Source organism: Paenibacillus artemisiicola (assembly GCF_017652985.1).
GTDB lineage: Bacteria > Bacillota > Bacilli > Paenibacillales > Paenibacillaceae > Paenibacillus_Z > Paenibacillus_Z artemisiicola.
This window is the reverse complement of the sequence record NZ_JAGGDJ010000002.1, coordinates 15,541-28,996: the sequence shown is the minus strand read 5'-3', so window position 1 is coordinate 28,996 and position 13,456 is coordinate 15,541. Positions and strand designations below refer to the sequence as shown.

At 64.3% G+C, this 13,456-nt stretch carries 7 protein-coding genes; 2 read left to right on the top strand and 5 right to left on the bottom strand.

The window, feature by feature from the left end; all coding sequences use genetic code 11:
- Positions 1-137: 137 nt before the first annotated feature.
- The 4 genes from I8J29_RS03395 to I8J29_RS03380 all read right to left on the bottom strand — a co-directional run bounded on the left by I8J29_RS03395 (position 138) and on the right by I8J29_RS03380 (position 5,886).
- Positions 138-2,216 (bottom strand): alpha-amylase family protein, encoded by a 2,079-nt coding sequence (locus I8J29_RS03395; protein ID WP_208846276.1) that lies wholly within the window; start codon positions 2,214-2,216, stop codon positions 138-140.
- A 60-nt stretch (positions 2,217-2,276) separates the two neighbouring features.
- On the bottom strand, positions 2,277-3,941 hold the full coding sequence (locus I8J29_RS03390) for an extracellular solute-binding protein (RefSeq protein WP_208846275.1): 1,665 nt from the start codon (positions 3,939-3,941) through the stop codon (positions 2,277-2,279).
- Positions 3,942-4,092: 151 nt separating this feature from the next.
- Entirely contained in the window at positions 4,093-4,983 is an 891-nt protein-coding gene (locus I8J29_RS03385; protein ID WP_208846274.1) for a carbohydrate ABC transporter permease, read from the bottom strand.
- Between the two features lie 30 nt (positions 4,984-5,013).
- Positions 5,014-5,886 (bottom strand): ABC transporter permease, encoded by an 873-nt coding sequence (locus I8J29_RS03380; RefSeq protein ID WP_420831096.1) that lies wholly within the window; start codon positions 5,884-5,886, stop codon positions 5,014-5,016.
- A gap of 341 nt (positions 5,887-6,227) precedes the next feature.
- Here I8J29_RS03380 and I8J29_RS03375 point away from each other — a divergent pair, with 341 nt between their 5' ends.
- Together I8J29_RS03375 and I8J29_RS03370 are read left to right on the top strand one after the other, a co-directional pair.
- Positions 6,228-7,802, top strand: coding sequence for a response regulator (locus I8J29_RS03375; RefSeq protein WP_208846272.1), 1,575 nt, complete (start codon positions 6,228-6,230; stop codon positions 7,800-7,802).
- An 18-nt stretch (positions 7,803-7,820) separates the two neighbouring features.
- On the top strand, positions 7,821-9,689 hold the full coding sequence (locus tag I8J29_RS03370; protein ID WP_208846271.1) for a cache domain-containing sensor histidine kinase: 1,869 nt from the start codon (positions 7,821-7,823) through the stop codon (positions 9,687-9,689).
- A gap of 295 nt (positions 9,690-9,984) precedes the next feature.
- Here I8J29_RS03370 and I8J29_RS03365 read toward each other — a convergent pair whose 3' ends face one another.
- Entirely contained in the window at positions 9,985-13,338 is a 3,354-nt protein-coding gene (locus I8J29_RS03365) for a carbohydrate-binding protein (protein ID WP_208846270.1), read from the bottom strand.
- Positions 13,339-13,456 lie beyond the last annotated feature (118 nt).

Sequence of the window (13,456 nt, the reverse complement as noted above, 5' to 3'; positions counted from 1 at the left end):
CGAATCGCGAACTTCCGTCTATCCGTACATCCGTGCGCCGTGCCGAAAGCCTCCGAAGCAAGCGCCGCATGAACAAACAAAACCGGCGACCGCCTAACGAGAAAACCTCCCCGTTCGGCGCGCCGCCGGCCAGTTGCCTATGATCGCTGAGCCGTCAGCTTCAGCAAGACCGATTCCGCGGCCTCGAGCGGCACGCGCAGCTCGCCGCGCGCTTCGGAGACGGCGCCCGACCACAGCTCCTTGACCTGCCACCCGGCGGCGTCGCCGTCCGGAACGACGCGGCCGAGCGGGATCGTTTTCGTCGCCGGCGCCGACTTGTCGAAGTTGAATACCGCGAGCAGCACGACGCGCGTTCCGTCCTCTTCCTCCGACTCCAGCATGAACGCGTCTGCCGCGCCGGAGCCCGAATGACTGTCCACGGGCACGAAGGTCCGCCCGAGCCGGGCAACCGCCAGCACCTCCGCGTTCGGCAGCCACGCGGCCGCCCGTTCGCGCGCCTCGGGCTTGCGGAAATCGTCGCCCAAGAGGAGCACCGTGCCGCTGACGACCGACGCGTTCAGCCGGCTGCGCCCTTCCTGGGGTGCCGTCGGATCCTGGTTGAAGCTCTTGTACAGCACCGTGTGGTCGGGATCGTTGAACCGGTACAGCGCGTCGTTCGCCCACCAGGCGCCGGTCAGCGCGTTCAGCATGTATTCCGTGTCCGTCAGCAGGCCGAACGCGTCGCAGGAGATGCGCCGGCTGTGCCCGTATTCCGACGGGAAGAGCGGCGCGATCGACAGGTTGATATGGAACGGCCGGCCGATGCGCGCGGGATCGAGCAGCGCGCGGATATAATCCATGCCGACACGGTACGCCTGAATGCCCGTCTGCACGGACGCGTCGTAATGCCGCCCCTCCAGCGCCCCGTGTCCGAGAAAATCGAGCTTCACGTATTCGAAGCCCCACTCGACGAACCGGTTCAAATGATAGGCCGTGCGCTGCAGGTTGCCGGGATGCGTCGGGTCGATCGCGAGCCCGCCGTCGAGATCCGGCAGCAGCCGTCCTTCGCGGTCGCGCAGCAGCAGCTCGTCGTAGGTATGGCGGCCGTCGGTGCCTTCGACGACGCGACCGGCCTCCTTGCCCCAGAAGGCAAAAGGCGTCCAATAAATGCCCGCCTTCTGGCCGTTGCCCTTGACATGGGCGACCGCCCGCTCCAGCTCCTCCGGCGTCAAGTTCGTCCAGAACGAGTCGAAGTTGAGATAGACGACGCCGTCGTTATGATAACCCCGATCCTGCATCCCGCGCAGAAAATCCGAGGTCGACGCGTACAGGTCGTAGTCCAGCTTGTCGGCCGCCGCGGACCAGCTGTTCCAGCCGAACGGCACGCCGTGCGCCCAAGGCAGCGCCGGGGCGATCGCCGCGTTCGCCCGGCCGAACGCCTCGAGGCCGCGCCGGTAATCGGCATAGGCGCCGATCCAGATGTCCGGCGAAGCGATCGACCGGCCCGACAGCGCGCCGTGCGGAACGCTGTCGCGCGTCAGCTCGTCGGCGGCGCCGCCGAAGACGGCGATCGACTCGACGGCCGCCGCGCTGCCGCTCGAGAGCGTCAGCCCCGTTTTCCACGCGTCGTGGCGGATCGAGCCGAGCACGACGCCCCGGCGGGACGCCGGCTCGTATACGGCCGTCGCCTCGTAGCTCGCCGCGGCGCCGGGCAGCGCGACCGCTTCGTAGCGGACCCACTTGTCGTTGTCGAACGGCACGCGCAGCGCCGCGAGCGCTTCCCCTTCGCCTGCCGGCCCAACGCGCAATGCGCCGTCCATGGAGCTCGCGAGCAGCGGCGCCAAGCAGTTGGACGCCACTTCCCCGCCGCCCTCCGCTTCGAGCTCGAACGACGCGACGAAGCACGGCTGCGTTTCGTATACCGTGAACTGCTGTCTTACGGCCGGCAAGCCCGCCGCCTCGTGCCGGACGGTCGCCCGCACGCCGCGTCCCAGCGCGTCTTCGACATCCCGGACCGTCCCGCCGACGACCGCGCGCATCCGGTAATCCTTCTCCGTGCTCAGCAGCCGGTCCCCCAGCCGGTACGCCGCCGCCGCGCCGGCCAGCGACGCCCCCTCGCGCCAGACGGCGCCGTACGTCCCCGCAGCCAAGTCCACGGTCAGCGTCAGCGCGCCGTTGTCGATCGTCAGCGCCGTCTCCCCGATCGCCGCCGCGATCCGCGTTTGTTCGCTCTTCATCTCGCATCGCCTCCGTATGGACGGATAAGAGGGGGCTTCGCAGCCCCCTTCGTCATCCGGTTATTTCCAAAGCTCCATGCGCGTTTTGTAATTGTCCGTGATTGCCTTCTCGACGCTCTCGTCGCCCGCCGCCTTCATCTCCGCCAGCATGGCGTCAAAGCCGGCGTTCGCTTCCTGCTCGGACTTCGAGATGATGATCTTGGTCAGCGACTGCTTCATGATGTCCTGCACCTTCTGGTAGCTCAGCGATACCGGCGTGCCGCCTTCCGGGTTCAGGTTGTCGTACGGCGACGTGTCGTAGACGGAATCCAGCAGGTTCTTGGTCGCCATCTGCTCGATCTCGCCGCGGTTCAAGCGGGAGACGTCGTACGGCGTGCCGTCGGAGCCCAGGCCGTTCTTGATGAACCAGGTCCACGTCCGGATGCCCGTCTTCTTCGTCTCGCCCGCCCAGTCGTCCTTCAGCGCCTGCAGCACGTCCGGCTTCGGCGTATGCTTGCCGTCCTTCAGGTCCCACGTCTGGCCTTCGACGCCCCACATGAGGAGGTACTGGCCTTCTTCGCTCGCCAGGTAGTTGATGAACTTCATCGTCTCTTCCGGATGCTTGTTCTTCTTCGTGATCGCGATCGCGTCCCAGCCGAGCGGGCTGCGCGGTCCGAACGTCGTCTGCGACGGGTCGGTGCCCGGCGCCACGACCTTGTAGGCAAACAGCTGCTTATCCGCGCCGCCGTCCTTCTTCAGCGCGCCGTTGGCGTTGCCGAGATCCCAATACGCCGATACGGTCGAGAACACGATGCCGTTCGAGATCTTCTGCTCCCACGTCTGCGACTTGTTGACCGCCCAGTCCTGCTCGATCAGCCCTTCGCGGTACAGCTTGTTCATATAGAGGATCATATCGCGGTATTTCGGGTCCTTCACGTCGAATTTCAGGCTGTCGCCGTCCTCGTAGTACGGCTTCATGCCCCACATGCCCTTGAACGTGCCCAGCACCGCGCCCATGTTCTCGGCGTTCAGCGTCAGCGGAATCGAAGGCTTGCCGTCGATCGTCGGGTACTTCGCCTTGAAATCCTTCAGCAATTGCTCGAACTCGCCGGTCGTGAACGGCTGGCCGCCCTCCGCCTTGTCCGGCGCGAGCTCCTTCAGCATGTCCTTGCGCATCTGCACGCCGAACACGGGATCGTTGTCCATGCCGTACCAATTCGACAGGTAATAGTTCTTGCCGTCCTTGAAGCGCGTCTTCGATAAAATATCGCCGTACTGCGATTGCACGTCCGGCCCGTATTTGTCGATCAGATCGTTCAGCGGGATGATCGCGCCGGCCGCGATGTACTTGTTCACGATGTCGCCGCCGCGGTCCATCAGGATGATGTCGGGCAAGTCGTTGCTCGCGAGCATGAGGTTCAGCTTCTCCGACGGATTGCCGGTCGGCTGCTGGATTTCGACCTTCACGCCGGTGCGCTTCATGATTTCCTGGGCGACCGGATTATCGAACGCGGCGCCGGTGTTCTTGTCGAAGAAGGTCAGCGTGATCGGCTCCGACGGCTTGTTCGCGTCCGTCTGGTCGCCGCCGTCGTTCGCGGGCTGCGCGTTCGTGCCGGCATTCGAGCCGCCGTTCGCATTCGAATTCGTATTCGCCGCGTTATCGGACCCGCCGTCGCCGCAGCCGGCCAGCAGCGCGGGCATGAGCGCCGCCGCGAGCACGACGGGCAGTACCTGTTTTTTCTTCATGGAACGTATCCCCCTAGATCCGTAGTGGTTGCGATCCGCCATGCGGACCATCCTGTCTCGGTGATGCGCGTGTTACGAATTCGGCAGGCCGGGCGCGAATATGGCCGGCGGTCACCCCTTTCATGGCCGGCATTGCCGGCGCCGTCGCGGATCAGCTCTTGACGGAGCCGAGCGTCATGCCTTTGACGAAATACCGCTGCAGGAACGGGTACACCATGACGATCGGCAGCGTGGCGACCATCGTGGCGGCCATCCGGATCGTATCCGAGGACACCGCCAGCCGCTTGCTGGAATCCGCCAGCTTCTGGGCGTCCGACACCATCGCGCCGGTCTGGTATTGATTGAGGATCTTGACCAGCACCGCCTGCAGCGTCTTGAGATTCGACTTGTAGGTGAACACGTACGAATCGAACCACGCGTTCCAATGGCCGATCGCCGTGAACAGCGCGATCGTCGCCAGCACCGGCGTCGTGAGCGGCAGGATGATCCGGAAGTACACCTGCAGGTCGTTCGCGCCGTCGATCTTCGCCGACTCCGAAATTTCCTGCGGCAGCTGCTCGATGAACGTCCGCACGAGAATCATGTAGAAGACGTTCATGAGCCCCGGCAGGACGAACACCCAGAACGTGTCGATCAGATACAGATTCTTCAGCACCATGTAGTACGGGATGAGCCCGCCGCCGAAATACATCGTGAAGATGAAGTACAGCGTGACCGGCCGCCGAAACGCCAGCTCGCGGCTGCTGAGCGGGTACGCCAGCAGGCTGATGACCATGACGGTCAGCGGCGTGCCGATCACCGTCCGCGCGACCGTAACCCAGACCGCGTGCAGGATCTCATGGTCGGTCAGAATTTCTTTGTAGCTGGTGAAGTTCAGCTCCCGCGGCCAGAAATAAACGCCGCCCTTGATCGTATCGGACGCGCTGTTGACCGACAGCACGAACACGTTCCAGAACGGATAGAACGTCACGAACACGACCGCGATCAGGAACAGATACACGATGCCGGTATACAGCACGTCTCCCGTCGATTTGCCTCTCATGTCTCCACTCCTTTGCGTGATGGCTGCGGCTTAGAAGAGCGCCTGGTCATTGACCTTCTTGGCCAGCCGGTTGACGGCGAGCACCAGGACGAACGCCACGAGCGACTTGAACAATCCGACCGCCGCGCCGTAGGAGAACATGCCGTTCTGCAGGCCGTACCGGTACGTGTACGTGTCGATGACGTCGGAATACTTCAGCACGAGGTCGTTCTGCATCAGGTACTGCTGATCGAAGCCCGCGTTCAGCACGCCGCCGACCGCGAGGATGAGCAGGATGACGATCGTCGGCCGGAGCGCCGGCAGCGTGACGTGCAGCATTTGCCGGACGCGGCTCGCGCCGTCGACCTTCGCCGCCTCGTACAGCTCGGGATTGATCGACGTGATCGCCGCGAGGTACATGATGGCGTTGAAGCCCATGTCCTTCCACATGTTCGAGAAGCCGATGATCCACCAGAAGTACGGGCCGTGCTGGAAGAAGGCGATCGGTTTGTCCGTGACGTGCAGCACCATGAGCAGCTTGTTCACGAGGCCTTGCGTCGACAGCACCGAGATGATGATGTTGGCCGCGATGACCCACGAGATGAAGTGCGGCAAGTACGAGACCGTCTGCACGAACTTCTTGAACGCCCCGAAGCGCACCTCGTTGATCGCGATCGCCAGGATGATCGGCGCCGGGAAGCCGAGCAGCAGGCTGAGCAGGCTTTGCGCCAGCGTGTTCCGGAGAATGATCCAGAAGTCGCCGCTGTCGAAGAAATACTTGAACCACTGCAGCCCCACGAACTCGCCGCCGAAGAACGACGACGCGAACGAGCCTCCGGGGGTGTAATTGATGAACGCCATATACAGGCCGAACATCGGCGTATAGGAGAACAGCAGGGTGCAGATAAAGGCGGGCAGGATCATCAGCCACAGCAGCTTCTGGCTGCGTAACCGCTTCCAATTGCCCGGGCGCCGTACGGCCGGCAGCGGGCCGAGCGCTTCCGCGTCGGGTTTCACGATTGCTTTCCTCCGTCCACTTAAGTTGTCGTCTCGCATCGGAACAATCCCCATTATAGGAGACGGCCGCCCTCCCATCCATGCAAACATTCGCCGATTCATGCTCCAAACCGCCGCAGTTGCTTTCGTCCCATTGTTGAAATCCGCCGGCCGCACTACAATAATGGAGCGGCGATCGCCACTGCCGGGCGCCGCGCCCGCGCGATCTTCCGTTTCATATCGATAAAGGGATAAAAGGGGGCAGCACCATGTATTCCATCCTGCTCGTGGACGACGAAAAAATGGAATTGGATACGCTTTCGCGGTACGTTCCGTGGGACGCCATGGACATCGCGGTCGCCGGCACGGCCAAGAACGGCCGGGAAGCGCTCGAGCTGGCCAAGACGCTGGACCCGGACATCATCCTCACCGACGTGCGCATGCCGATCATGGACGGGCTCGAATTCGCCAAACGGGCGAAGCAGCACAGCAAGCGGGTCAAGATCGTCTTCCTGAGCGGCCACGACGAATTCCAATATATCAAGGCCGCCATCGCCGTGGAAGCGTCCGGCTACCTGCTGAAGCCGATCGATCTCGACGAGCTGCGCCAGCTGATGGAGAAGGTAAAGCTGAAATGCGACGAGGCGCGCCTCGCGGAGCAGACGATCGCGATGGCGAAGGAGAAGCTGCTGCGCGCGCTGTTCCTCGAACCGGGCGATGACGCCCGCGAAGAAGCGGCCGCGAAGCTGCTGCGCATGGACGGCATGCCGGAGCTGCTCCGGGGACCGCTCAAGGTCGCCTCCCTATCGGTCGCCTGGACCGGGGACGACGGCGGCTCGGCGTCCGGCGAGCAGACGCCGAAGCAACTGGAAGCGAGCATCACCGAAGCCGTCCGGGCCCGGCTCAAGGCGCTCGGCTTCGCCGGCGGGCTGATCGACGGGGAATACGGCGATTTCGCCGCGCTCTTCCCCGCCGCCGACCCTCGGAACGACGAAGCGTTATGGACCGGCCTGCAGCGGGAAATGGCGGCGAGCTTCCCGGTACGCCTCACGATCGGCCTGTCCCGGCCGGGCGAGCGGCCCGAGGACGCGTATGCCCTGCTCAAGGAGGCGCGCGCCGCGGCGGAGCACGCCTTCTACGTCGGCAAAGGCGCGCTGATTCGCGCGGACGCGGTCCGGGAGCCGAGCACCGGGGAGGTCGGCGTCGAAGCGTACCAAGCGGCGCTGATCCGCGCGATCGGCCAGCTGAAGCCGGACGAAGCGGAGGGGGAGATCGACCGTTTCATGGAAGAGCTGAAGACGCGCCGCGTTCACCGCCATCCCGCCCGGGCCGCCGCCGTCCGCCTGCTCTCGGGCGTGAAGCACCAGCTCGGCCAGGCGGTCAAGGACGCCGAAGCCGCCGGCCCCGTCCGCGGCGAATGGGACCTCATGAACGGCTGCGAGGTGCTGGGCGACATCGGCGATTGTTTGAAGCAGGCGTGCGGCAGCCTCATCCTGGTCCTCTCGGAGAAGGACCGCGACCGGCATCTCGGCATCGCCCGGAGCATCGAGGCGATTATCGCGCGCGATTATCCTTTGCCGCTGACCGTCGAGGACATCGCGAAGGAAGTGTACCTGTCGCCGAACTACATCCGCACGATTTTCAAGGAGAAGACCGGCCGCACCATTCTCGAGGCCATCACGGACATGCGGATGGCGCGCGCTTCCGCCCTGCTCGCGGACCGCTCGCTGAAGATCCACGAGATCGCCGGGCGGGTCGGCTACGAGAACGTGTCGTACTTCTGCTCGCTGTTCCACAAGACCGCCGGCGTCACGCCGAATCAATACCGCAAACAATTTTATTGACGCCGGAGGAGAATTTTTGTGCGACGCCCGCTGGAACGCTACCTCATCCGCCCCTTCCTGGACATGCGCCTGCGCAACAAGCTCTTCGTGGCGCTCGGCCTCGCGTCCGTCGCGCCCCTGCTCTTCTTCGCCGTCTACTCCTACGAGACGATGAAGAACGAGCTGAGCCGCCAAGTGTACGCCAGCATGGCAACGACGACCGACCAGATCGGCGCCAACCTGAAAATGAAGCTGGACTCGTATTCCAAAGTGTCCTCCTCCCTGTACCTCGACCGGCGGCTGCGCGATTTCTTGTCCGCCGACTACACGGACAGCAGCGCCTATATCGACGGCTACGATTACCTCGACGGCGTGTTCCGGAACATGCTCGTCACCAATTCCGACATTACGAGCATCTCCGTCTACCTGGACAATCCGACGCTGCCCGTCGACGAGGTCTACGTCCGGCGCGCAAGCGCCGCCGACCGGCTGACCCCGTGGTACGAAGCCGCGGGCAAGGCCTACGGCAACGTCACGTTCACCGCGATGCCGGCGACGAACCCGACCGACCAGCAGGTGACCCAAGGGGTGGAGGAACGCAAACCGTCGCGCATCGTGCTGGCCCGGCTGCTCGACAACGACAGCCTCAATTACCCGTACGGCATCTTGACGATGGACATCCCGGAATCCGACCTGTACGCCCTCATGGCGAAGGAGAACCGCAACAAGGACCTGTTCATCGTATCCGATAAAGGCGTCATCATCTCGGCGCGGGACAAGGCGAAGCTGAACCGTCCCCTCGCCGCGTTCGTGAAGGGCGCCGACGCAAGCGGCGGACGGACGGGCAGCTTCCTCGGCCAATACGGCGGCGAGCGCGTGTACGTCGTCTACAACGTCATCGAGAACGGCTGGAAGGTCGTCTCGATCGTGTCCTACGACAGCCTGCTCAGCAACGTGAAGCTCGCGTTCTCCCGCCTGTTCACGATCGCGATCGTCTGCATCCTCATCGCCATCATCCTGATCTATATCGCGGCGCGGATGTTCACGAAGCGCATCGAGAAGCTGCTGCAGATCACGCGCCGGATCGAGCGCGAGGACTTCGACGTCACGGCGGGCTCCGTCTCGCAGGACGAGGTCGGCCGGCTCATGTTCGCCATGACGAAGATGGCGGGCCGCATGAAGGCGCTCATCAACGAAGTGTACAAGAAGGAGATCGCCAAGAAGGAAGCCGAGATGAACATGCTGCAGGCGCAGATCAATCCCCACTTCCTGTACAACACGCTGGCGTCCATCTCCGCGCTCGCGATGCGCAGCGGCGACGAGCGAATCCAGTCGATGGTCACGCATCTCGCGAAGTTTTACCGGATCTCGCTCAACAAGGGCAAGACGATCGTCAGCCTCGGCGAGGAGCTGCGGCTCACGAATTCGTACATCGCCATCCAGCAGCTGCGGTTCAACGGGCTGCTTCACCTGCACGACGACATCGACGAAGCCGCGCTGCCGTATCCCGTCGTCAAGCTCGTGCTGCAGCCGTTCATCGAGAACGCGATCAATCACGCGATCTGGGACGACGATGCCGGCTTGAACATTATATTGAAAGCCCGGATCGAGGACGTGACGCTCGTGCTCGAGGTCATCGACGACGGAATGGGCATGCGCCCGGAGACGCTGCAGCGGCTAATCGCCGGCATGGCCGGCGACGCCGGAGGCGCGGCGAGCGAAACCGCAGCCGGCGCGGCCGGGCTTCCGGGCGATCCGGGCGGCGCCGCGAGCGGCGGGTACGGCATCCGCAACGTCGACCGGCGCATCCGGATGACGTTCGGCGATGCGTACGGCGTCCGGATCTACAGCTGGCTCGGCATCGGCACGACGGTCCAGCTGCGGATGCCGCTGAGCGGTCCGCTGTAAACCGCGGCGCGGTTGGACACGGAAACGCATGGATGCTGGATGCGCATGGATGCGTATGGAGCGCATGGATGCCGCAACGTCAATCGGGTCGCGCGGCATGCCGGGCGCCAAGCCGGCTTCCGCCGGAAGCGCGGACGATGAACGCGGCTTGGGGCACCTGCGGATGCGCGAACGGCGCCGGTACCGAAGCGCCTTGTTCATTCGACATCACGCAAAGAGACCCGGGGGGGAATCGCCCCTCGGGTCTCTTCTCTTGTTCACGCCCATGGCCTGCGCTGTTCCGCCGGTGTCCGTCCTACTTCGGCTCCAGCTTGAACAGCTTCGATTCCGCGGCGCCGAGCTGCACCGTCAGTTGGCCGGATACGGTCGAGGCGGCATTCGCCCACAGGTCGGTCGCTTTGTAGGCCGCGGCGCCTTTCAAGGCCGCCCGGGCCAAGTCGATCGTCTTGGCGGCGGCCGTCTTGTCGTAATTGAACACGGCCAAGTAATACGCGTCCTTGTCCTTCAGCACGAACGCGTCCGCCGCCCGCGCGCCCGTGTTGCCTTCGACCGGACGGAACGCTTCGCCCTTCTTCGCGAGCGCCAGCACGGCTTTGTTCGTCAAGAGCGCCTTCATGTACTCCTGGGCCCGCGCGTCGTGCACGTCGTCGGAATTGAGGAACACGGTGCCCGAGATGACGGCGGAGTTCACTCGGGAACGCGCCTCCTCGAGCGATCCCGCGCGGGTCAGCGCCATATGGTCGGGATCGGTGTAATGGTAAATCGTTCCGTTCTGCCACCAGCCGTACGTCAGCGCGTTCAGCTCGAATTCCGTGTCGGATATGCTGCCGAACGTGTCCGTCGCGATTCGGCGGCTGTGCGCGTACTGGCTCGGGAACAGCGGCGCGATCGACTCGCTGATGAACATTTGGTCCGCGACCAGCTTGTCGACGTACGCCATGCCCTGATTGTACGCCTGGGTGCCCGTCAGCACGTTCGGATCATTATGCTTCCCTTCAAGCGCGCCGTGCGTCAGGAAGTCCAGCTTGATGTATTCGAAGCCCAGCTGCTTGAATTTGTTCAAGTAATAGTCCATCCGCTGCTTGGCGCCGGGATGCGTCGGGTCGATGGCGTACGCGCCGTCGAGCTTCGGCAGCGGCTTGCCGGCCTTGTCCCGCAGGATGATGTCGCCGTATTTATACGTCGTCGAGCCTTCGACCGGCTGGTCCATGTTGTCGCCCCAATAGACGAACGGTCCCCAATAGATGCCGGCCTTCTGCCCGTTGCGCTTGATCGTTGCCACCGCGTCCTTCAGCTGCGCGTCGGACAGATTGTCCCAATACGAATCCATGTTCACGTACGTCGTGCCGTCGTTGTTCAAGCCCTGCTTCTGCAGGCTGGACTTGATGAAGTTCGAGGTATCGATGACGTCCTGGAACGTCAGGCGGCTCTCGAACGCGGCCCAGCTGTTCCAGCCTACCGGCACGCCTTTCGGGACGCGTTTGCCGAACGCGAGCGGCGGCGCGATGACCGCGTTCGCCCTGCCGTAGGCTTCCATGCCCGCGCGATAGTCGTCGTAGTAGCCGACGAACGCCGTCGGCGACTGCACGAGCGTGCCCGTCACCGTGCCGTGCGGCTGCGAATCGTGAGTCTTGGCGGAAGACGCGCCGCCGTAGACCTCGAGCGCGTTCAGCTTGTTGTCGCCGCCCGCGAAGCGGATGCCCGTCTTCCACGTGTCGTGCGTCACGGAGCCGACGACGAGGCCGCTCCGGCTCGCGTTGTCGTAGACCGCGGACACTTCGTAGCTCGTGTCGGAGGAGTTGATCGGCACGCCTTGGGAGCGGATCCACATGTCGTTGTCGTACGGCACCGCCAGCACGCGGCCGTCGTTCGCGACCCCGGCGTCGATGCCCCCGGCCGTATTGGTGACGACCGGCGCGAACCGGTTCGTCGCGATCGGGGCCGCGCCCTGCGCGTCCGTCCGCGTCAGGAAGAACGTCTCGCCGGCATAGATCTGATAGACCTGCGTCAAATCCGGCTGCCCGTCCTGCTTGTTCACGATCTTGAACGAAATCCCCTTGCCGAAGCCGTCCTTGATCGGCTTCACGTCGGCCATCGCGAACGTATGGGTGCCGTAACAGCTGCTGGCCAGATCGCCGAACTTGCTATAGACGCCCTTCGCGACCGTCTTGCCCTGCCACGCGTAGGACGCCATGCCCGTCTTCAGATCGACCGTGATGGCGTACTTGCCGTTATCGGCGACCACGGTGCCGGCAGATTGCTTGACCGCGATCGCTTGCACCGTCTTGCTCGCGACGCTCGCTCCCGGCTGCGCCGTCGTCTCGGCCGCGCGCTCGCACGGCTGCACCGCGCTGCCGTCATCGGCCGTGACGACGAGCTTGTCAAAGTCCGGCGCGTAGCCGCCGCCGTCGGAGAACAGGATGGCGTTCTCGCCCGCCTTCAATTGCGCGGTGAACGCATACGCGCCCGTCGTGTTCCAATCCGCCGTCGCCGGGAACAGGATGTTTTGCGCCGCGCCGCCGTTCACGCTGACGTCGGCCGCGCGGGCGTCGCCCGAAATGTAATGCACGGTCACCGTGTAGCTGCCCGCGGCCGGCACCTCGATGCCGTTGAACTGCAGCGAGGCGCCCTGGTACACATTGCCGACCTTTTTCCCGCCGGAGCAGCCGCCGCATTCCGCGACCTTCGCGTTGCCGGTCAGCGCGTTCGCCGGCGCTTCGGCTTCATAGCCGGACGCGAGCGGGGCGAGCGCGATGCGGTCGATGTCCGGCGAATATTGCCCGCCGTCGGAGAAGAGGACGTCGTTCTCGCCTTGGTTCAGCGTGACCGTCAACGACTGGCTGCCGACCGTGTTCCAATCCGCCGTTTTCTCGAAGTCCACGTGGCGCGCTTCGCCGCCGTTGACCGAGATATCCGCGCTGCGCGGATCCCCGGAGATGTAGGATACGGTCATCGTGTAGGCGCCGGCCTCCGGCACCGTCACGTGATTGAACCGCAGCGAGGCGCCCTGATACAGGTTGCCGACCTTCTTGCCGCCGGAGCAGCCGCCGCAATCGCTCACCGCCGCGTTGCCCGTCAGCGCGTTCCCGGGATCCTCGGCTTCGAAGCCGTCGTTCGCGGGCTTGACGTCGAGCTTGTCGATGTCCGGCGAATAGCCGCCGCCGTCGGAAATGTCGATCGTGTTGGCGCCCTGCTTCAGCGTCATCCGGATCGTCTTGGCGCCGAGCGTGTCCCAATCGGCCGTCTTCGCGAAGTCGTAGTGCTCCGGCGCGCCGCCGTTGACGCGAATGTCGGCGCCCCGCGGATCGCCGGAAATATAGGCAAACGAGACGTCGTATTGGCCGGCCTCCGGCGCTTCGACGTCCGCAAAGCGCATGCTGCTGCCCTGGTACAGCCCTCCGACCTTCTTGCCGCCCGAGCAGGCCGCGCAATCGGCCGCCGACGCGTTGCCCGTCAGCGGATTGCCGGGCGCTTCGGCTTCGTAGCTGGCGATCGGTTCGTCCGCCGCCGCTTCGGCGGTCAGCGCGGTCTGCTGCGCGCCGTCCGGTACGGACGGATCGGCCTTCAGCGTCGGAAGCGAGCCGGCGCCGTAGCCGATGCAGCTGGCCGCCAGCAACACGGCCGCGATCTTCGAAAGCGTTCTCATCATGGTCATCTCCTTCTCCTGTGCGAGTTGTGGTCGTACATGTCTCACTCTAATGGAGCTTTCGCGGAGCCGCCATATCCGAATCCTCCGAAACATGCCGCAAACCGACCGAAAAAAAGGC